This is a genomic window from Micromonospora solifontis (genome assembly GCF_003725545.1).
In the GTDB taxonomy this organism is placed as follows: Bacteria; Actinomycetota; Actinomycetes; order Mycobacteriales; family Micromonosporaceae; genus Micromonospora; species Micromonospora solifontis.
In genome coordinates, this window is record NZ_RJLN01000090.1 from 1 (window position 1) to 19,357 (window position 19,357).

Here is a 19,357-nt window from a genome sequence, read left to right on the forward strand (position 1 = left end):
GGAATGCGGACACACGCTACCAGCGCCGCGGCAGCCACCGTGGTCGGTCCCACGCCGTCCCGACGCGCTCGGTTCGTCGACCCCGTCGTCGGGATTGATCCGCGGCCGACCGATGAGTCCGGGACACTGCGGTGGTCTACCTGCCGACACCAGCTGACCTGAAGGGACCACCGCGATGGCAAAGGTCATCTCCACGCTGTTCATCTCGGCCGACGGTGTGGCCGAGATCGACCCCGACTGGCACTTCCCGTACTTCGACGAGAACATGGGCCGCGCCGTCGGCGAGGACTACGACACCGCTGATGTGCTGCTCATCGGCCGTGAGACCTACGACAGCTTCGCCGGCGCTTGGTCCGACCGCGAGGCCGCGGGTGGGGACGACGCGGCGTTCGCCAAGCAGCTCGGGGACGTACGCAAGGTGGTCGTCTCGCGCCAGCCGCTCGACTTCTCCTGGCGCAACTCGGAGCTGATCAAGGGCGAGCTCGTCGACGCGGTCACCGCGCTCAAGGCGGACGCCGGCATCCGCGGCATCCTCATCCCTGGGTCGATCTCCGTGGTGCAGCAGCTGCTCGCCGCAGGGCTGGTCGACGAGCTGCGGCTGCTGGTGCATCCGGTCGCCGCCCGCAAGGGCCGCAAGCTGTTCGACGACGGCGACGCGCCGTACCACCTGCGGGTGACGGCGACGGAGGTGTTCCCGACGGGCGTGCTCCGGGTGATCTACGCGCCGACCGCGGGGCCCGCCAAGGTCGGCTACGCCGAGATCACGGACCAGGTGCCCGGGGCGAGGTAGCGGCCTCCGCGGGAGGTGCCCCTAACATGGGCCGTATGCCCATCCCTCGATGGCGTCGGGCGCTTCTCGTCGCCGCCGCACTGGGCCTGGCGCTGCCCGGGTCCGGCTGCGCGTCCGGAGACGGGAGCGGGCCGTCCGGTCCGGGGCCGGACACATCTTCCGCCCCGGCCCCGCCGTCGACGCCGGTGGCCACCGCAGTCCCGACCGCGACGCCGACCCCGACAGTCGCCTCGGCCGGCCCGCCACCCGCCGCCACGCCGTCCGGGAGAGCGGTCGCGGCCCGGGTGACGGTGCAGCGTTCCGGCGGGCTGGCCGGAGTGACGCAGGAGATCGTCGTGGAGAGCGACGGTCGCTGGCGCTACCGCGTTTCCCGGGGCCGGGATGCCGGGACGGCGAAGACCGGTCGGCTGAACGCGGCGCAACTGAAGCGCCTGCACCTGCTGCTCGGCGACCCGTCCTTCGGCTCGGCCTTCTATCCGCGGTCCTGCGCCGACGGTTTCCACTACTCGCTGCGTACCGGCCAACGCCGGGTCGAGTGGGACGACTGCGGCCGCGGCAACCCGGCGGAGGTGGTCCGGGCGATCGTCGCCCTGCTGACCGACGTCACCGCGTTCTAGGAACCTCTCCGTTACTTCCCCTCGGTCGGCTCGAACGCGGCCGCGACCAGGGACGGGAGGACCTGCGCCGCGGGACCGCGCAGGTTGACGGCCGCGATCCGGTCGAGTGGCGTTGGTTCCGGGTTGACCTGGATCACGGTGGCGCCCGAGCGTGCGGCGATCCGGGGGATCTCGGCCGCCGGGTACACGACGCCGGAGGTGCCAACGGTCAGCAGCACCTCGCAGGCGGCGGCGGCCTCGACGGCCGCATCCAACGCCGTCTCCGGCAGCGCCTCACCGAACCACACCACGCCCGGCCGGACCAGCGCGCCTGGCAGGAGGTGCACCGGGGCGGCGGTATCCGGCGGCCCTCCCGCGGCTGTGCGGCCTCGCCGGGTTCGGTGTCCGGAACGGTCGCCGGGTGGGCGGCGGCCGCCACGCAGCGGGGCGCGAAGAGGCTGCCGTGCAGGTGGATCGCGGCCCGGGTGCCGGCCCGTTCATGCAGGTCGTCGACGTTCTGCGTGATGACGGTCGAGTCGGGGATCCGCGCTTCGATGGCGGCGATGGCCAGGTGGGCGGGGTTCGGCGCGGCCCGGCGTACCCGGTCGCGTCGCCACTCGTACCAACCCCAGACCAGGTCGGGATCGGCGTGGAACGCCTCCGGGGTGGCGAGCTGTTGCGCATCGAAACGCGCCCACAGGCCGGTGAGGTCGTCGCGGAAGGTGGGCACGCCGCTCTCCGCGGAGACACCCGCGCCGGTGAAGACGACCACCCGGCGGGCCTCGCCGAGGAGCCGGGCGGCCCGGTGCGTCGGAACTCCTTCCATACGCGGAGATCCTGCCACCACCGGGCGGGGCGTCACCCGCTCGGGCCGACCGCGCGCCGGTGGCCGTGACCCGATTTCCACCCTGTCTCCGGCGTTGACGCGGTACGCGCCCTCCCGCCTCCCGAGTGGCGGGTTCAAAGCCACAGGTCGCGCCGCTGGTATGCCCGGACGCCCGCTCCGGTCACCGTGGCTGCCACCCCGAGCATGACGGCGGTTGCCGTCCAGTTCGGCCCGTTGGCGGGTACCGGGGCCAGGTGCGCGAACGGCGACAGCCGGCCGACCCAGGCGGGTGCGTGGACGCTGTCGGCGGTCACCTTGAGCAGGAACCCGCCGGCGGTGGGCAGCATCCCGATGGCGGCCACCGCGCGGGGCGCCAGGCCGAGCGCGAGGGTGGCCGCTGCGGCGCCGAGCAGCGCGACCGGCAGGACGTTGGCGGTGCCGGCGAGCGCGGCGGCGAGCGGCAGGTCGCCGCCGACCACCTGCGCGCCGGCCCAGGTGGCGACGGCGGCCACGGCGGCGAGCACGGCGGTGCCGGCCACGGTGGTGGTCACCTCGGCGGTCAGCAGCCGGGTGCGGGTGACCGGTCCGGCGTGCAGCAGGGTCAGCCGTCCGGTGTTTTCCGCGGCGGCGAACGCGGTCAGGCGGGCGGTGGCGAAGGCGCCGATCGGGATGGCGAGCAGGGCGAACAGGGTGGCTGCGTAGCCCCGGACGGTGCCGAGTCCGGCGAAGCCGGCCTGGGCGGCGAGGTCGGCGAAGCGGGGATTGTCGGCGAGGAAGCCGGTGAGGGAGTCGGCGAGTAGGCCGATCAGCAGGAAGTACGCGCCGACGCCCGCCGACCAGCCGGCGAGGGGTCGTACCGCGCGCCGGACGGCGAAGGTGCCGACCGAGCCGAGCAGCCACCGGCGGGGCGCCCGTCCGGCGGGCGGGCGCAGCAGCCCGGCCCGGACGTCCCGCCTGCCGGCCAGGGCGAGCGCGAGGCCGGCGAGCGCGGCCGCGGTGAGGGCGAGCGCGACCAGCGGAGCCCACTGGTCGTCGCGGTAGGGGCGGGTGAGGGCGAGCGGCCCGTACGGGGGCAGCCACCGCAGCCAGGCCAATGCGGGTACGCCGTCGCCGACCATGCGGGCCAGCAGCCCGACGCCGAGGTAGGCCAGGGTGGCGCCGGTGGCCCCGGCGCGGGTGGGGAAGACCTGCGCGGCGCAGGCCGCCGCCGCGACCGCGAGCAACCCGGCCAGGGCCAGGCCGGCGGCGTGCAGCAGCGCCCCGTCCGCTGGCGTGCCGGCGGCCGTCAACGCCGCGGCGAGCAGCGCCCCGGTCAGCGCGATCGCTGCGGCGAACACCGCGAGGTGCCGGCCCAGGACCCTTGCCGGGGTCAGCCGGCCGGCGAGCAGCAGATCCCATCGGCCGGTCTCCTCTTCGCCCCGGGTGAGTCGGGTGGTCGCCAGTGCTCCCCAGGTGGTGAGCAGGACGGCGAGGACGGTGCCGGTGCGCCAGACGGTGAACCCGCCGGCGGTGTCCAGCGCGACCGGTTCACCGAACAGGGTGCGGATCGCCGGGTTGCCGGCGAGCGCGGCCAGCGCCTGCGCGGTGCTGGCGTCGGCGACGGCGCGGGCGTAGGTGGCGACGACGAGGGCGGACATGCCGGCGGTCACCGCCGCGACGATCAGCGCCGGGCGGCGCAGCTGACGGGCCGCGAGACGGGTGACCGCGGGGCCGGGCGTCGCCGGCCGGGTGCCGCTCACCGGTCGGCCTGGCCGTAGTAGTCGAGGAAGATCTCCTCAAGGCTCGGTTCACGCACCGTGAGGGCGGTGATGTCGGCGGCGGCGAGGGCGCGCAGCGCCGCGGCGGGCGGGCCGGCCAGGGAGAAGCGCAGCATCCCGTCGGCCCGGCCGAGCAGTTCGAAGCCGGCGACGTCGGTCAGCTCCGGGGCGGGACCGGTGAACTCGGCGGTGACCTCGCTGCGGTGCAGCCGCCGCAGCTCGGGCACGGTCGCGACGTCAACGAGCCGACCGGCGCGCAGGATCGCCACCCGGTCGCAGACCGCCTCCACCTCGGCCAGTTGGTGGGAGCAGAGGAACACCGTCTGCCCGTTGTCGCGTGCCTCGGCGACGGTCCGACGGAACTGCAGTTCCATCAGCGGGTCCAGGCCGCTGGTGGGCTCGTCGAGCACCAGCAGGGGAGCGCGGGTCGCGAACGCGGCGACGAGCGCCACCTTCTGCCGGTTGCCCGTGGAGTAGGTGCGCGCCGGCCGGGACAGGTCGAGCTCGAACCGGGCGACAAGCTCGGCGCGGTATGCGGAATCGGTGCCCGGGCCGGTGGCGGCGAGCAGCTCCAGCAGTTCCGCGCCGGTCAGCTGCGGCCACAGCGCCACGTCGGCCGGCACGTACGCCAGCAGGCGGTGCGCGGCGGCCACGTCACCGGCGTCGACTTCGAAGATCCAGGCTCGGCCCGCGGTGGGACGCGCCAGGCCGAGCAGCAGGCGGATGGTGGTGGACTTGCCGGCGCCGTTGGGGCCGAGGAAGCCGAACACCTCACCGGCGTGCACGGTCAGTTCGAGCCCGTCCAGGGCCTGGACGGATCCGTAGCTTTTGCTGAGGTTTTCGGTGCGGATCGCGGGTGCGGGCACGGCGGGCCTTCCGACGTATGCGGATCAGGGCTGCCGACCAGGCTTCCCGGCGCACCACCGGTCACCGTACCCACGATTGGCCAGGCGCGGTAGTCCCCGACGGGCCGGCACCACCGGTCCAGGTTTGGCGGCTCGCCTGCCCGGGCACGACTCGGTCGATCACCGCCTTTTGGAAGGGACCTTCCCGTGGAAGTCACCGGCATCCTGTCCGCGATCATCATCGGCCTGATCATCGGCGCGCTCGGCCGGCTGGTCGTGCCCGGCAAGCAGAACATCCCGATCTGGCTCACGCTGCTCATCGGTGTCCTCGCCGCCATCGTCGGCACCCTCGTCGCCGGCGCGTTCGGCGTGGCCGACACCCGCGGCATCGACTGGATCGAACTGATCCTCCAGGTCGTCTTCGCCGCGATCGGGGTGTCCATCGCCGCCGGCGCCTACGGCCGGCGCCGGCACTGACCGCCGAGTCGCCCTCTTCGCCGTCCCGACCCGGGCCGGTGAAGAGAGCGACTCCGTCCGTCGACGGCCGCCACCACCGTGCCAGGGTGCGGTGAACAGCACCGCCGGCGGCACCCGCGACGCCCACCGGTGAGCCGAGCGAGGGGCCGATATGATCGGCGCGATCCGTGGAGCGCCGGGAAGTCTGGTCGGCACCGTGAACGACCATGCGCTCCGGAGGGTTGCCCGTGCTGCTGCTGTGCTTCGCCGTCGTCCTGCTCGCCGCCGTGCTGCTGTCGGCGCTCGCACACCGCACGATCCTGTCCACCGCCGCGTTGTTCCTGGTCGCCGGGTTCGTCCTGGGCGAGGGCACCACGGGTGTGCTGCACCTGCACGCCGACTCGCCGATCGTCGCGCAGTTGGCCGAGCTGGCCCTGTTCGCGGTGCTGTTCACCGACGGAATGCGGGTGGGTTGGGCGGACCTGCGCAGCGCCTGGCGGCTGCCGGGGCGGGCACTGGGCTGGGGCCTGCCGCTGACGCTGCTGGTCACCGCGGTGCTGGCGCACTACGTGGCCGGGCTCGGCTGGGCGGAGGCGCTGCTGATCGGGGCGATCCTCGCGCCCACGGACCCGGTCTTCGCCGCCGCGCTGGTCGGGAACGACAAGGTGCCGGCCCGGCTGCGGCACCTGCTGAACGTGGAGTCCGGCGTCAACGACGGCCTGGCGCTGCCGTTCGTGGTGGTGCTGCTGGCGGTCGCGGCCGGCTCGGACGACCTGCACCTGGGGGCGCTGGCCGCCGAACTGGCCGTCGGGTTGGCGATCGGTGTCCTGGTGCCGCTGGCCGCGATCGCCCTGGAGCGGACCCGGTTCTTCGCCGCGTCGGCGGCGTACGCGCCGCTGAACGGGGTGGCGATCGGGCTGCTGGTGCTGGGGTTGGGCAAGGCCACCCACGGCAACCTGTTCCTGGCCGCGTTCGCCGCCGGCATCACCGTGGCCACCTTCGGGCCCCGGGAGCGGGCCGCGTTCGAGCACTTCGGGGAGAACGTCGCCGAGCTGCTGAAGCTGGCCGCGCTGCTGGTCTTCGGGGCGCTGATCTCGCCGGCGTTCCTCGGTGAGATCTCCTGGACCGGCTGGGCGTTCGCGGTGCTGGCCATCGTGATCGCCCGGCCGGTCGCGCTGTGGGTGTCGTTCCTGCGCAGCGGGCTGGGCCTGCGGGAGCAGGCCGCGGCCATGTGGTTCGGGCCGAAGGGCTTCGCCTCCGTCGTGTACGGGCTGCTGGTGCTGGAGGCCGGCATCGGCGCCGCCGACGAGGTGTTCCACCTGGTCGCGTTGACGATCGTCATCTCGATCCTGGCGCACTCCTCCACCGACGTGGTGGTCGCCCGGGCCTTCGACGACACCGACGACACACCGAACTGGCACGGCACCCTGCGCCGGGTGCGCCGTACGGTGGTGCGGCGACCGCGGGCCGGGCGCGGCCCGGCGGAGGCCGGCCGCGACGGGCGGGCCGCCGGCAGCGGCACCGACGGAGCTCAGGCCAGCACGAAGTAGCGCAACCAGAGGTACGGCACGGCCAGCCCGACGGTGACCAGGGTGACCAGCAGCCCGTAGCGGGTGAACTGCCAGAACGTGATGCGCTGGCCGGCGCGCTCGGCGAGGCCGAGCACGACCACGTTGGCGGAGGCGCCGACGGCGGTGGCGTTGCCGCCGAGGTCGGCGCCGAGCGCCAGGGCCCACCACAGCACCCGGGACTGCCCGGCGCCGCCCTGGGCGTGGACGAGGTCGGCGACCACCGGGCTCATGGTGGCCACGTACGGGATGTTGTCCACGATCGCGGACAGCGCGGCGGACCCCCAGAGCAGCACCATCGAGGCCGGCAACAGCCGGCCCTCGGTGGCGTTGATCGCGGCGCGGGAGATCTGCTCGACCACGCCGGTGTTCACCAGGGCGCCGACCATGATGAACAGGCCGGCGAAGAAGACCAGGGTGGGCCACTCGACGTCCCGGCTGATCTCCCCGGCGTCGAGCCGGGACAGGGTGAGCAGCAGCAGCCCGCCGAGCAGGGCCACCACCGCGGGCTCCAGGTGCAGGGTGGTGTGCAGGACGAACGCGGCGGTGACCGCGGCGAGCACGGCCAGGCCGATGGTCAGCAGCCGCCGGTCGCGGATCGCGTCGCCCTCGCGCAGCGCGGCGATCTGCGCGGCGCGTTCCGGGTCGTAGCGGAACGCGTCGCGGAACAGCACCCGGCACAGGCCGACGAAGACCACCAGCAGCAGCACCACGAACGGCGCGAGGTGGATCAGGAAGTCGTTGTAGGACAGGCCGCCGCGGCTGCCGATGATGATGTTGGGCGGGTCGCCGACCAGCGTCGAGGTGCCGCCGATGTTCGAGGCGAGGGCTTCGGCGATGAGGAACGGCGCGGCGGGCACGCCGAGGCGTTCGCAGACCAGGAAGGTCACCGGCGCGATGAGCAGCACGGTGGTGACGTTGTCCAGCGCCGCCGACGCCACCGCGGTGATGAGCACGAGGATCACCATCACCCGGTACGGCCGGCCGCGGGCGCGTTTCGACGCCCAGACCGCCACATACTCGAACCCGCCGGTGCGTTTGAGTACGGCGACGATGAGCATCATCCCGACCAGCAGGAAGATCACGTTCCAGTCGATGCCGGCCTGCTCGGAGAAGAACGCGTGCGCGGTGTCGGTGGCGCCGATCAGGAACATCACGGCGGCGCCGCCGAGCGCGGCGGCCACCCGGTGGATCTTCTCCGTGGCGATCAGGACGTAAGCGACGCTGAAGACGGCCACCGCCGCCCAGGCGACCGCGGTCACTGGGCGAGCATCCGGTCGAGCAGGGCGTCGAGCGTGATGCCGCCGACCATCGGCTCACGGGGTGCGGCCACGGCGACCAGCGGGCTGCGCTTCTGCGCCATCACGGCGGCGACCTCGAGCACGGTGGCCTGGGGGTCGACCACCGGCGGCTCCGGATGTTCCGCCGGCAGCAGGTCGGCCACCGTACGCCCCTCGGCGCCCCGCAGGAACACGTCCGCCGACGGTTCGTCGATCATCCGCGCCAGGGTCGGGTCCTCCCGGCAGTAGCCGGGAATCACCAGGCGCAGCACCTCGGTGCCGGGCAGCACCGTCACCGGGCAACCACGGCCGTCGACCACGATCAGCCCGGGCAGGTTGTGCCCGGCCAGCAGCCGGGCCGCCTCCAGGACCGACGTGGCGGTGGTGATGGTCGGGAAGGGCACGGCCAGGTCACGGGCTCGCACGGTGACTCCTGCGGGGTTTCGGACACGAATGGTTCACCCGCCGACCAGACTTCCCGGCACACCGTTGATCACCCTAGTCGCCGGAGGCGTCGAACGCAGCGGAGCGGCCGCGGGCGGTGCTCAGCGCGGAGCGCGGCGGTCCGCCAGGGCGTAGCAGGCGGCCCCCATGAGCGCCGAGACGGCCAGCACGGACGGCCAGCCGCCGATGCGTCGGGCCAGCGGGTGCGACAGGCCGAACGCCCCGACGTAGGTCGCGACCAGCACCGCGGTCACGGCCGGGCTCGTCCGCCGGGCCCACTCGCGTCCCGCCAGCACGCCGCCCGTCGCCAGCACCACGCCGCCGAGCGGACGGTTACCGGTCCGGCGGGCGAGCTGCCACCCGCCGATGAGGGAGCCGGTGGTGGTCACCGCGGTAGGAAGGCCCATTTCCCGACCGTACACCGCTGCCGACCCACCACTTGGCCGATCTCCACCTCCGGGCCGGGCCTCCCGCCCGGGAGCGATGATCATGGCCGGGGTCGGACCAGCCCGGTCTGGTAGGCGATGACGACCAGTTGCGCCCGGTCGCGCGCCCCCAGCTTCGCCATCGCGTGGCTGACATGGGTACGGGCGGTGGCCGGACTCAGGAACAGCGCGCCGCCGATCTCGTCGTTGCTCAGCCCCTGTCCCACCAGGGCGAGTACCTCCCGCTCGCGTGGGGTCAGCACCGCCAGCCGTTCCTCGCCGGCCCTGGTGGCGATCCGGTCGGCGGTGAACTGGGCGATGAGGCGCCGGGTGATCCGCGGTGCGAGCAGCGCCTCTCCGGCGGCGATCACCCGGATGGCGTGCAACAGCTCAGCCGGCCCGGCGTCCTTGAGTAGGAAGCCGCTCGCGCCGGCCTGCAGCGCCTCGAAGACGTACGCGTCGGTGTCGTACGTGGTCAGGATCAGGACCCGCACCTGTTCCAGCCCGCGGGTCCGGGCGATGCGACCGGTGGCCTGGATCCCGTCCAGCTCCGGCATGCGGATGTCCATGAGTACGACGTCGGGCCGGGTGGCCCGGGCCCGCTCCACGGCCTCGGCGCCGTTGGCGGCCTCGCCGACCACCGTGATGTCGTCTTCGACGTCGAGCAGGCCCTTGAACCCGGAGCGGACCAGAATCTGGTCGTCGGCGAGCAGCACCTTGATCGGGGCGTGGCCGGGCGAGGTGGCCATCGTGCTCATGAGCGCACCGTCGCGGGCGGCGCCAGCGGCAGCCGCGCCGTGACTTCGAACCCGCCGCTCGGCCGCGGCCCGGCGGTCAGCTCCCCGCCCAGCAGTCCACAGCGCTCGCGCATGCCGACGATGCCACGGCCCGGATCAGCCGAGCCGCCGGTGGCGACCCGGTGCTCGGCGGACACCTCCGGACCCGTGCCGTCCTCACCCGGGTCATCGCGGCCGCCGTCATCGACCACTCGGATCTCCAACGTGTCGGCGCCGTAGTCGAGCGCGACCGTCACCCGGGTCGGGCCGACGTGGCGGATCACGTTGGTGATCGACTCTTGCAGGATCCGGTAGGCGGTGGTGTCGACCGCGCTCGGCAGGGACGCCGTCGACGCGTTCACCTCGACGTTGACGTCGAGTCCGGCCTCGCGGGCCACCGCGGTGAGCTGGTCGATCTGGCCCAGGCCGGGGTGCGGCACCCGCCCGTTGCCCGGCGAGCGGAGCACCCCCAGGATCGCCCGCATCTCGTGCAGTGCCTGGGCGCTCGTCTGCTCGATGATCACCAGCGCGTCCCGCGCCCGTTCCGGGCGTTTGTCGAGCAGGTAGGCGGTGACGCCGGCCTGCACGTTGATGATCGCGATGGCGTGCGCGACGGTGTCGTGGACCTCGCGGGCGATCCGGAGCCGTTCGGCGTCCACCCGCGAGCGCGCTTCCTCCTCCCGGGTCCGTTCGGCCTGTCGGGCGCGCTCCAGGGCTTCGGCGGCGATGACCCGCCGGGACCGGACCGACTCGCCCAGGGCGGTGGCCATGACCGACGCCGCGATCCGGAAGAACACCCAGCCGATGGCGGCCCGCGGCTCGATGTCGGCCGCGGCGATGAGCCAGCCGGTGGCCAGCACGGTGATGCCCGCTCCGGCGATCAGCAGCGACCTGCGCCCGTCGCCGTAGGCGGTCAGCGTGTACAGGGCGACGAACAGCCCGATCCATCCGGGCCCGTCCGGGAAGCCGACGGCGAAGTAGACCAGGCTGATCAGCGCGGTCGTGACGAACACCGACGCCGGCCAGCGGCGGCGCACGGCCAGCACCAGGCCGCTGGCGGCCAGCAGGGCGTACGCCAGGTGCCCGAGGTCGGTCAGTGGCCGCGACCCCACCTCGGCCGGTTTCGCGGCGCTGCCCTGCACCTGCATCACGGCGACGGCGAGTCCGAGCAGGACGTCCTGCGCCAGGACGGGCAGCCGGATCGGCCCTGCTCGGCGTTTCATGCGGCGATGATAGTGGCCACGCGGGGGCGGCCGGCTACGACGACGGGCGCGACCAGGTACCGGCCGGCTACGCGAATCTGCGTAGCAACGACCGTCCGCTGCCCGAGGACAGGTGCGGTACGGCGACGCCACGATCGCTTCCGTGACTCAATCAACCACAGCCCCGCCCACCGGCGCGGCTTTCCCGCCCGACCACCACCGACGCTCACCCGGACCGCCGCGGCCGGGACCGCTGGGCAGACTCGCCGGCCTGGCCTACCGCCGGCGGGGACGAGTGCTGATCGCCTGGGCCGTGGGCCTGGTCTTCGCCTTCGGGCTGTCGGCGGCCTTCGGCGGCGAGACCGCGAACGGCTCCTCCGCCCCCGGCTCGGATTCGGAGCAGGCACAGCGCCTGCTGGCGGAGCGGTTCCCCGCCCAGTCCGGCGACATCGTGCGGGTGGTGGTGCGCGCGGGCGACGTCACCGGCGCGGACGTACGACGCGACGTCGGCGCGCTGCTCGGCGAGCTGGGACGCCTGCCGCACGTGGCGTCGGTGGAGGATCCGTACTCCGCCGGGGGCACGATCGCGCCGGACGGCCGGACGCTCGCCGCACGGGTCTATCTCGATGTCACCAACCCCAACGACATGCCGGTCGAGGACACCGAACGGCTGCTGGCCGCCGCGGGGGCGGCCGAGCGCGACGGGCTGGAGGTCGCGCTCGGTGGGCGGGCCGTGCAACTCGCGGAGGCGACCCAGTCGGGATCCGAGCTGATCGGGCTGCTCGCCGCCGCGGTCATCCTGCTGATCATGTTCGGGTCGGTGGTGGCGGCCGGCCTGCCACTGGCCATGGCGATCGGCGCGCTCGCGGTGAGCGCCAGCCTGGTCGGCGTCGTCGCGGCCGTGGTGACCGTGCCCGACTTCGCGCCCATCATCGGCATGACGCTGGGCATCGCCCTGGGCATCGACTACGCGCTGCTGCTGGTGACCCGGTTCCGGGAGTGGCGGGCGGTGGGACTCGACCCCGAGGCGGCGACGGTGGCGACGCTGGATACCGCCGGCCGGGCGGTCCTCGTGGCCGGCGGCACCGTGCTGGTCAGCATGTCCGGGCTGTTCGCGGTCGGCATGTCCATCATGAACGGCACCGCCGTCGTCACCATGGTCGCGACCCTGGTCGTGGTGGTCGCCGCCGTCACTCTGTTCCCCGCCCTGCTGGGCTACCTGGGGCGGCGGATCGACCGGCTCCGGCTGCCGCTGCCGCGGCGGCGCGCCGCCCAGGTCGCGCCCGACGGCCACCTGGTGCCCGCGGCCGGCTGGTCCCGCTGGAGCGGGCTGGTGCGGCGACACAAGGTGCTCGCCGCCGTGGCCGGCGTCGCGGTGCTGCTGGCGCTGGCCGCGCCGTTCCTCGGCGTGCACTTCGGCCTGCCCGACGCGGGCAACGACCCCGAGGACACGTCGAACCGGCAGGCGTACGACATGCTGGCCGAGGGGTTCGGCCCCGGCGAGAACGGCCCGCTGCTCGTGGTGGCGCAGGTGTCGCCGGCCGACGACGAGGCGGCCCTGCGGCGGCTGCGCGCCGACCTCGGTGACACCGCGGGAGTCGCCGCGGTGTCACCACCGCGGCTCAACCCGGCCGGCGACACGGCGCTGATCACCGTCGTGCCGACCACCGGACCGCAGGAGGCCGCCACCGAGGACCTGGTCCAGAACCTGCGCGACGAGGTGATCCCGGCCGCGACCGCGGGGACCCGCACCGACGTGCACGTCGGCGGCGCCACCGCGGCGACGATCGATGTGAACGCCCTGATCGCCGGGCGGCTCGCGCTGCTCATCGGCGGGGTCGTCGTCGTGTCGATGCTCCTGCTGCTGGTGGCGTTCCGCAGCGTCGTCATCGCCGTCACGGCCGCCGTGATGAACCTGCTGTCCGTCGCGGCCGCCTACGGCGTGGTGGCCTTCTTCCTCGAGGGCGGCTGGGCCGGCCGGCTGGTCGGCATCGACACCGCGACCCCGATGGCCGCGTTCGTGCCGGTCATCATGTTCGCGCTGCTGTTCGGCCTCTCGATGGACTACGAGGTTTTCCTGATCAGCCGGGTGCGCGAGTCGTGGGTGCGTACCCGGGACAACAGCCGCGCCATCGTCAGCGGGCTGGCCAGCACCGGCCGGGTGATCACCGCCGCCGCGGCCATCATGATCGTCGTCTTCGCGTCGCTCGTCCCGAGCGACCAGGTCTTCATCAAGGTCTTCGGGCTGGGCATGGTCGCCGCCATCCTGGTCGACGCGACCGTCATCCGGATGCTGCTCGTACCGGCGGTCATGCACCTGCTCGGCCGCAGCAACTGGTGGCTGCCCCGCGGCCTGGAGCGGCGCCTGCCCCACCTGCACGTCGAGGGAACACCCGACGCGTTCCTGCGACCCGTCACGACCGCGGAACCGACCCCGTCCCGTTGAGGCAGGCCGGGCCACCGGCCCGCCCTGCCTGACCCACCAGACCCGAAGGAGCACACCGTGCGGAAACTGTTCGCCGGCCTCGCGGCCCTGCTCATGCTGGCCGTCGTGGCACAGTTCTACTTCGCCGCCAGCGGTGCGTTCAGCACCGCACCCAACGACGAGGCCTTCCGGCCGCATCGCGCGCTCGGCTACGTGATCTTCCTGCTGCCGGTCCTGATGGTGATCGTCGCCGCGCTGGCCCGGATGCCCGGTCGGCTCTTCGGGATGACCGGTCTGGTCGCCGGGCTGACCGTCGTCCAGGTGGTGATCGCGGTGCTCGCCCGGGCGTTCAATGACACGGGCGACACCAGCACGACGGCCGGCCAGCTCATCTTCGGCCTGCACGCGGTCAACGGCCTGGCCATCCTCGCCGTGACCGGGAACGTCGTCCGGCAGGCGCGCGCGCTGTCGAGGCCCGCGGCGACCGGGCGACCGGGCGCGGTGGGCAGCGGCACGGCGCTGCCCGGACCGGCGGCCGGAACGGCACAGCCGGCGTCATGACGACCGGTCAGCTGATCGTGGCGGACCATGTGGTGGCGCTGCTGGGCGTCGCCACCTGGTCCGCGGCCGGCGCCACCGCCGCCGCCCGCCGCCCCCGCGTCGCGCTGGGTTTCCTGGCGGTGGCGGTGCTGGCAACCCTCGCCCGCCTGATCACGGTGGCGGTGCTGGCCGGCCGGGGCTGGTGGTTCGTGCAGGAGAAGCTGCTGCTGGGCCTGCCGCTGCTCGCCGCCGCCGGGTCGGCCGCCGTCCTGGTCGCCGGCCCTCGGCTGCTCGCGGCCAGGCGCACGCCGGACGCGGGGATACCGGCCGGCGCCGTGATCCTGCTGCTCACCGCCGGCTACGCGGCCCTGGCCGGCCTTGTGGTGACCTTCCTGGCCGGCTACCCGCTGAGCTGGAGCACCGCGCTGATCGCCAGCTCCCTGGTCGGCGTGGCCGCACTCCTGACCGCCCGCCTCGTCGCCGCGCCGGCGCACGGTGCCGCCGACGTCGCGCCCGGCGAGCCGTCGCGCGGGGGGCCCGGGTTCTCGCGTCGCCGGTTCATCAGCCTGGCCGGCGCGGCCGCGGCGGGTACCGGTACCACCGGCGTCGGCCTGTTGTTCACGCCGGCCGCCGCCGTCGTCGCGGGCGGCGGCCCGGGCCGGTCGGCGCACCCCGGACCGGCGCGGTCGGTGACCGACCTGCGCGGGGCCGGCACACCGGCACCCGGTGGCACCACCCGGCGGTACGTCCTCACCGCGCGGACCGCCGCCCTGCGGCTCCCGTCCGGACGCGAGATCCACGCGTGGACCTTCAACGGCCGGATCGCCGGCCCGGCGATCACCGCCACCGAGGGCGATCTGATCGAGGTGACGCTGGGCAACAGCGACATCGACGACGGGGTCACCCTGCACTGGCACGGCTACGACGTGCCGTGCGGTGAGGACGGCGCACCGGGCGTGACCCAGCGCGTCGTGTCACCCGGCGAGGAGTTCGTCTACCGGTTCCGCGCCGACCAGGTGGGAACCTACTGGTACCACACCCACCAGGCGTCGCATCGCGGCGTGCGCCGGGGGCTGTACGGGACACTCGTCGTGACGCCACGGCGGGTGGCCGACCCCGCCACGCGGCAGCTGGACCTGACGCTGCCCGTGCACACGTTCGACGGCACCCTCGTGCTCGCCGACCGGGACGGACGCACCGACCGCACCGTGCCGGCCGGTACGACCGTGCGGTTGCGGCTGATCAACACCGACTCGGTGGCGCACCGGTTCGCGCTCGCCGGAACGCCGTTGCGGGTGGCGGCCGTCGACGGCCGGGATCTCCACCAACCCGGCCAGGTCAGCGACGTCGGACTGCGCCTGCCCGGGGGCGGACGGTACGACCTGGTCTTCGTCATGCCGGACACCCCGGTGGCGCTCGTCGTCGACAACGATCACCACGGCGGCCTGCGCCTACGCCCGGACACCGGTACCGCCGACGGGGACGTGGCCGGCGACGACACCTCCGGCTGGCCCGAACTCGACCTGCTGCGCTACGGAACGCCGGCCGCCGTGCCGTTCCACGCCGGCAGCGACGCCGACCGGCACTTCACCATGGTGCTGGACCGGGGCGCGGCGATGGTCGACGGCCGGCCGGCGTACGCGCAGACGGTCAACGGCCGCGGCCACCCGTCGATCCCGGACCAGTTGGTCGCCGAGGGCGAACTCGTCCGGTTCACCGTGGTCAACCGCAGCTTGGAGACCCATCCCTGGCACCTGCACGGCCATCCCGTGCTGGTCCTGGCCCGGAACGGCACGCCAGGGTCGGGCAGCCCGCTGTGGCTGGACACCTTCGACGTCCGCCCGGGGGAGGTGTGGGAGGTCGGGTTCCGGGCCACGAACCCCGGCATCTGGATGAACCACTGCCACAACCTGCCGCACGCACATCAGGGAATGATGCTGCGGCTCCGCTACGACGGCGTCACCTCGCCGTTCCACGGCTCGCACACCGCCCACGGGGTCGGTACGGCCGGAAGACGGAGCCATGGACACTGACCCGCCACGGGCCGCTCGGTGACCGGCCCACCGCCGGGCTGGTTGGTTGGTCCCTCGGCCGGGTCCTGCTTGGACCGCAGCGGTCAACGCGCCGTCCTCAGCTCGCTCGGCGGACTGCTCGCCGAGGTCACCAGCCCACGCACCGCCATCGCCGTCGCGGGGACTGCTGATCCTCGCCAGTCCGCCTCTGCTGCCTCGCCGCCAGGATCCGGTACCGGTTCCCGAGGTCGAGCTGGCGGCGGCGCGCCCTCAACCGCAGCGAGCGGGCATGTCCCGCGACGTCGAGTAGGCGGCGGCCGCCGCCCACCGACGCGCTCACCGGGGGTCAGAGATGCCGGAAGCGCCAGGCGCTGACGGCCTCCTCGGCCGCCCGTTCCTCCTGGCGCACCAGGTTCCTGATCCGGCCACGGTCGCGGGTGAACCGCTGGGACAGCGCCAGCGCCACACCGACGGCGGCCGGCACGGCCAGTGCGACCAGCGGCGGGACGAGGGTCGCCGGCCAGGACAGGGCGGCGATGAGAACGCCGGTGACCAGCGTGGTGCGTCGGATCCGATGGAAGGCGCGGGCGGCCACCGCCACCTCCGCGAGGAGATAGAGGGCGACGCCGCCGTACAGGACGGCGGCGGTGGACCAGGGCAGCCGGGCCACGCCGGGCGCGGCGACCGTCTCCAGCACCAGCTTGAGGCCGAGCGCGGTCGCCACCACGCCGAAGATGATCAGCAGATGCAGGTAGGTGTAGACGTCCCGGGCCAGGCCTATCCGTGACCAGCCCCGGGTGCCGTGCAGCGCCTGTTCCGTGGCGGGAGACTGGATGTCGAAGTGCAGCCACCACAGGGCGGCGATCAGGGCGATGCCCAGTACGGCGGCACTGATCACCGGGCCGGTCAGGGCGAGTCGGTCGAAGCGGCCCGGCCCCAGCCCCAGCGAGATCACCGCCTCGCCGAGCGCGATGAGCACGATGAGGCCGTGCCGCTCCGCCCAGTGCCCGGCCGAGGGCAGCGACCAGCGGGCGTACGGCAGGAACAGCCCGACCGCGTACTCGATGAGCAGCGCGCCGGTCCACAGCACCAGCCGCCCCGTCAGGACCAGGTCGGCCGGCACCCACCACGGCACGGCGAGCGACAGCCCGATCAGCACGCCGGCCGCGGCGGGCGGGACGGTGGTCACCGCGAGCTGCCGGGGCGTGTGGCCGGCCGCGGTGAGGACGAACAGGAACGCGGCCAACGTCAGGGCGCGGACGATGAGATAGGCGGCGGCGAAGACCACCGGCCCGGACAGGTCGTCGGGTTGGTCGATGAAGGCCTGCGGGATGGTGATCGCGAGAACGAAGACGGCCGTCATGATGCCGAACCCGAGCAGCGGCAGCACGCCGTGGTCGGCGCGGACGACGTTGCCGAGCGCGACGAAGCCGGTCCAGCACCACCAGAGCAGCGCGACCACGACCGTCCCGGCGATCAGCGCCGGCGCCGTCAGCCGCCGGGAGACGAGCCCGGTGACGTTGAGGAAGGCGAAGACGAAGATCAGGTCGTAGAACAGCTCCAGCCGGGTCACCCGGCTGCCGGGCGCCACCGGCATGAGCCACCGCGAGTGGCGCAGCTGCGGCGGTGCACTCACGTCGCCAGTCTGTCGGACCCGCCCGGACGGCCGCCGGGTTTCGGCCCGTCCAGGACCCGGATGAGCGGCGGCGGAAGATCCACGACGTGGATCGGGACCGAGGGCGGAAAACGCCGCCGTGGCGGTGTGCGACCGCCTGACCCGGGTACCCCTCGGGTCCGCGAGCGGCACAGGTGGAGGAGCGATGAGCGACGGTCAACCGCGTCGGGACGGGCGCCGAGCCAGCCCCACCGAACGGCTGGCGGAGGACGTGGCCGACGTCGTCCGCGAGGAGGTCCGGGCCGTCCGCAGCCAGGTGACCGAGGCCGTCCGCCCGGCCGGGCTGGGCGTCGCCCTGCTGGTCACTGCCGTGCTGCTCGGCCGGATGGGACTGGCCCAGCTGCGCGCGGCAAGTGGCACCTCCGCCAGCTCGCCGACGAGGTGCGCGACATGGTCTCGGCCACCGCCGGCCGGGTGGTGCCCACCGGCGTCGACGCGGCGCGCGACGAACTCGACAGCTAGGCCAGCGGAGCGGAGGACCTCATGCCGGACAAGCACGAGCAGGCCGAGGAGATGCGCGACGACGTGCCGTCGACCGTCGCGCGCTCCGACGACAAGGCCGTCCGCACGTACAAGAAGACCCTGGAGTCGGCCGAGGAGACGTACGGCGACGGGGAGCGCGCGCATCGCACGGCGTACGCGTCGTTGAAGCACACCCACGAGAAGGTGGGCGACCACTGGGAGCCCAAGGAGCACAAGGGCCCCTCGGACCCGCAGGCGGCGCTGGGCACCCCGGCTTCCCGGGAGCGGGTCCGCCCCACCGCGCAGGGGGTGGACGCCAACGCGAGCAAGGGGCACCTGGAGCAGGTGGCGCGGAAGGTCGGCATCGCCGATCCGCAGGACCTGGAGAAGGATGAGCTGGTCCGGGCCATCGAAAAGGCGAACGCCCGGGCCACCGCCCGGGCCCGTCGGAAGTGACCGGGATGCTGACCGCCTGACGTCGGCCGTACGCTTTCTCGACATCCGAAGCGAGGAGGCGAGATGGCGGTCGATCCGACCGGTCCCGACCTGCGGGACTTCCTGCGAGCGGATCCCGAGGCGCCGGTGGTCATGCTCAACCTGCTGCGGTTCGCCGAGGGCGGCCGGGACTCGTACGCCAGGTACGCGGCGGAGCTGAGCGAGACCTTCCTGCCCCGCTACGGCGGCGAGGTGATCTACGCCGGGGACGGCGCCGCGGCGCTCGTCGCCGAGGACGGCCAGGCGTGGGACGCGGTCCTGCTGGTCCGTTATCCGACCCGCCGGGCGTTCTGCGCGATGGTGGCCGACCCGGCCTACCAGCAGGTCACCCACCTGCGCACCGTGGCACTACGGGAGGCGGTGCTGCAGCCCACGGTGCCCTGGTCGGGCACCTGACCGTCAGGACAAGGGCACTCGGGGCGTACCCTCGTGCGCCACGTCCGGCCGGTGACGGACTTCGCGGTCACGAGCCGAGCAGCCGGCGGATCTCCGCGGCGGCCGGGTGCTCCGGCGCGACGGCGAGGAACCGCCGCAGCGTCGTCGGCGCGTCCGCCGGCCGCGTGGTCCGCTGGGCCAGGCCCAGCACCAGCAGCCCGTCGGGTGAGTCGGGCGAATCGGTGAGGGCGTCCCGGGCGGTCCGCTCCGCCCCGGCGGCGTCCCCCGAGCGCAGCAGGGCGAAGGCGAGGCGCAGCCGGACGGCGTCGTCGGGCCGCTCCCGCAGCGCCTCGCGGTACATCTGGGCGGCGGCGTCGTACCGCTGCTGGCCCTCCAGGTCCTGCGCCA

18 protein-coding genes and 1 pseudogene are annotated in these 19,357 nt (G+C 73.8%); 9 read left to right on the forward strand and 10 right to left on the reverse strand.

Annotation, left to right across the window (positions count from 1 at the left end; translation table 11 throughout):
- Window positions 1-175 precede the first annotated feature (175 nt).
- On the forward strand, window positions 176-790 hold the full coding sequence (locus tag EFE23_RS23265) for a dihydrofolate reductase family protein (protein ID WP_123243059.1): 615 nt from the start codon (window positions 176-178) through the stop codon (window positions 788-790).
- A 284-nt stretch (window positions 791-1,074) separates the two neighbouring features.
- Window positions 1,075-1,407, forward strand: a complete 333-nt coding sequence (locus tag EFE23_RS23270; RefSeq protein WP_123243060.1) for a hypothetical protein — start codon at window positions 1,075-1,077, stop codon at window positions 1,405-1,407.
- Between the two features lie 11 nt (window positions 1,408-1,418).
- Here EFE23_RS23270 and EFE23_RS23275 read toward each other — a convergent pair.
- The 3 genes and pseudogenes from EFE23_RS23275 to EFE23_RS23285 form a co-directional block, all read right to left on the reverse strand.
- Window positions 1,419-2,212: pseudogene (locus tag EFE23_RS23275) on the reverse strand (SIR2 family NAD-dependent protein deacylase).
- A 134-nt stretch (window positions 2,213-2,346) separates the two neighbouring features.
- Complete coding sequence (locus EFE23_RS29470) at window positions 2,347-3,951, reverse strand: efflux permease Rv1217c-related protein (RefSeq protein ID WP_123243061.1); 1,605 nt, start codon at window positions 3,949-3,951, stop codon at window positions 2,347-2,349.
- Window positions 3,948-4,835 (reverse strand): ABC transporter ATP-binding protein, encoded by an 888-nt coding sequence (locus EFE23_RS23285; RefSeq protein WP_123243062.1) that lies wholly within the window; start codon window positions 4,833-4,835, stop codon window positions 3,948-3,950. Before EFE23_RS23285 ends, EFE23_RS29470 begins: the two co-directional genes overlap by 4 nt.
- 186 nt (window positions 4,836-5,021) lie before the next feature.
- On the opposite strand from EFE23_RS23285, the gene EFE23_RS23290 reads away from it, so the two are divergent.
- Together EFE23_RS23290 and EFE23_RS23295 are read left to right on the forward strand one after the other, a co-directional pair.
- Window positions 5,022-5,291 carry a GlsB/YeaQ/YmgE family stress response membrane protein gene (locus EFE23_RS23290; RefSeq protein ID WP_123243063.1) on the forward strand — a complete coding sequence of 90 codons (270 nt, stop codon included), beginning with the start codon at window positions 5,022-5,024 and terminating at the stop codon, window positions 5,289-5,291.
- 206 nt (window positions 5,292-5,497) lie between these two features.
- A complete protein-coding gene (locus EFE23_RS23295) occupies window positions 5,498-6,820 on the forward strand; it encodes a cation:proton antiporter (protein WP_123243064.1) in 1,323 nt (440 codons plus the stop codon).
- On the opposite strand, the gene EFE23_RS23300 is transcribed toward EFE23_RS23295, so the two are convergent.
- From EFE23_RS23300 to EFE23_RS23320, 5 genes are all read right to left on the reverse strand, one after another.
- Window positions 6,802-8,100 (reverse strand): ArsB/NhaD family transporter, encoded by a 1,299-nt coding sequence (locus tag EFE23_RS23300; protein WP_123243065.1) that lies wholly within the window; start codon window positions 8,098-8,100, stop codon window positions 6,802-6,804. The two genes, EFE23_RS23295 and EFE23_RS23300, sit on opposite strands and share 19 nt — an antisense overlap.
- Window positions 8,097-8,543 (reverse strand): CBS domain-containing protein, encoded by a 447-nt coding sequence (locus EFE23_RS23305; RefSeq protein ID WP_123243066.1) that lies wholly within the window; start codon window positions 8,541-8,543, stop codon window positions 8,097-8,099. Before EFE23_RS23305 ends, EFE23_RS23300 begins: the two co-directional genes overlap by 4 nt.
- Before the next feature lie 120 nt (window positions 8,544-8,663).
- Window positions 8,664-8,969, reverse strand: coding sequence for a hypothetical protein (locus tag EFE23_RS23310; RefSeq protein WP_123243067.1), 306 nt, complete (start codon window positions 8,967-8,969; stop codon window positions 8,664-8,666).
- An 80-nt stretch (window positions 8,970-9,049) separates the two neighbouring features.
- Window positions 9,050-9,745, reverse strand: coding sequence for a response regulator (locus tag EFE23_RS23315; protein ID WP_123243068.1), 696 nt, complete (start codon window positions 9,743-9,745; stop codon window positions 9,050-9,052).
- Window positions 9,742-10,986: a sensor histidine kinase gene (locus tag EFE23_RS23320; RefSeq protein WP_123243069.1), complete on the reverse strand. Its 1,245-nt coding sequence runs from the start codon at window positions 10,984-10,986 to the stop codon at window positions 9,742-9,744. The genes EFE23_RS23315 and EFE23_RS23320 overlap by 4 nt, the downstream gene beginning before the upstream one ends.
- Before the next feature lie 274 nt (window positions 10,987-11,260).
- On the opposite strand from EFE23_RS23320, the gene EFE23_RS23325 reads away from it, so the two are divergent.
- From EFE23_RS23325 to EFE23_RS23335, 3 genes are read left to right on the forward strand one after another with little or no spacing between them, the layout of a single operon-like run.
- Window positions 11,261-13,411 carry an MMPL family transporter gene (locus EFE23_RS23325; protein ID WP_158675906.1) on the forward strand — a complete coding sequence of 717 codons (2,151 nt, stop codon included), beginning with the start codon at window positions 11,261-11,263 and terminating at the stop codon, window positions 13,409-13,411.
- Window positions 13,412-13,468: 57 nt separating this feature from the next.
- On the forward strand, window positions 13,469-13,951 hold the full coding sequence (locus EFE23_RS23330; RefSeq protein WP_123243071.1) for a DUF6220 domain-containing protein: 483 nt from the start codon (window positions 13,469-13,471) through the stop codon (window positions 13,949-13,951).
- A complete protein-coding gene (locus EFE23_RS23335; RefSeq protein WP_123243072.1) occupies window positions 13,948-15,963 on the forward strand; it encodes a multicopper oxidase family protein in 2,016 nt (671 codons plus the stop codon). The genes EFE23_RS23330 and EFE23_RS23335 overlap by 4 nt, the downstream gene beginning before the upstream one ends.
- A gap of 325 nt (window positions 15,964-16,288) precedes the next feature.
- On the opposite strand, the gene EFE23_RS23340 is transcribed toward EFE23_RS23335, so the two are convergent.
- A complete protein-coding gene (locus EFE23_RS23340; protein WP_148058511.1) occupies window positions 16,289-17,578 on the reverse strand; it encodes a low temperature requirement protein A in 1,290 nt (429 codons plus the stop codon).
- 522 nt (window positions 17,579-18,100) lie between these two features.
- On the opposite strand from EFE23_RS23340, the gene EFE23_RS23345 reads away from it, so the two are divergent.
- Entirely contained in the window at window positions 18,101-18,535 is a 435-nt protein-coding gene (locus tag EFE23_RS23345) for a ChaB family protein (protein ID WP_233601115.1), read from the forward strand.
- Between the two features lie 63 nt (window positions 18,536-18,598).
- Window positions 18,599-18,970 carry a DUF1330 domain-containing protein gene (locus tag EFE23_RS23350; RefSeq protein WP_123243074.1) on the forward strand — a complete coding sequence of 124 codons (372 nt, stop codon included), beginning with the start codon at window positions 18,599-18,601 and terminating at the stop codon, window positions 18,968-18,970.
- A gap of 67 nt (window positions 18,971-19,037) precedes the next feature.
- Here the strand turns inward: EFE23_RS23350 and EFE23_RS23355 are convergent.
- Window positions 19,038-19,357: tetratricopeptide repeat protein (locus tag EFE23_RS23355; protein ID WP_123243075.1), on the reverse strand; the 320-nt coding region annotated here is incomplete at its 5' end.

Bases quoted from the DNA above. Each gene is read 5' to 3' on its own strand.
- EFE23_RS23265 (WP_123243059.1), top strand. From the start codon at position 176: ATGGCAAAGGTCATCTCCACGCTGTTCATCTCGGCCGACGGTGTGGCC.
- EFE23_RS23295 (WP_123243064.1), top strand. From the start codon at position 5,498: ATGCGCTCCGGAGGGTTGCCCGTGCTGCTGCTGTGCTTCGCCGTCGTC.
- EFE23_RS23310 (WP_123243067.1), bottom strand. From the start codon at position 8,969: ATGGGCCTTCCTACCGCGGTGACCACCACCGGCTCCCTCATCGGCGGG.
- EFE23_RS23315 (WP_123243068.1), bottom strand. From the start codon at position 9,745: ATGAGCACGATGGCCACCTCGCCCGGCCACGCCCCGATCAAGGTGCTG.
- EFE23_RS23320 (WP_123243069.1), bottom strand. From the start codon at position 10,986: ATGAAACGCCGAGCAGGGCCGATCCGGCTGCCCGTCCTGGCGCAGGAC.
- EFE23_RS23335 (WP_123243072.1), top strand. From the start codon at position 13,948: ATGACGACCGGTCAGCTGATCGTGGCGGACCATGTGGTGGCGCTGCTG.
- EFE23_RS23345 (WP_233601115.1), top strand. From the start codon at position 18,101: ATGCCGGACAAGCACGAGCAGGCCGAGGAGATGCGCGACGACGTGCCG.
- EFE23_RS23350 (WP_123243074.1), top strand. From the start codon at position 18,599: ATGGCGGTCGATCCGACCGGTCCCGACCTGCGGGACTTCCTGCGAGCG.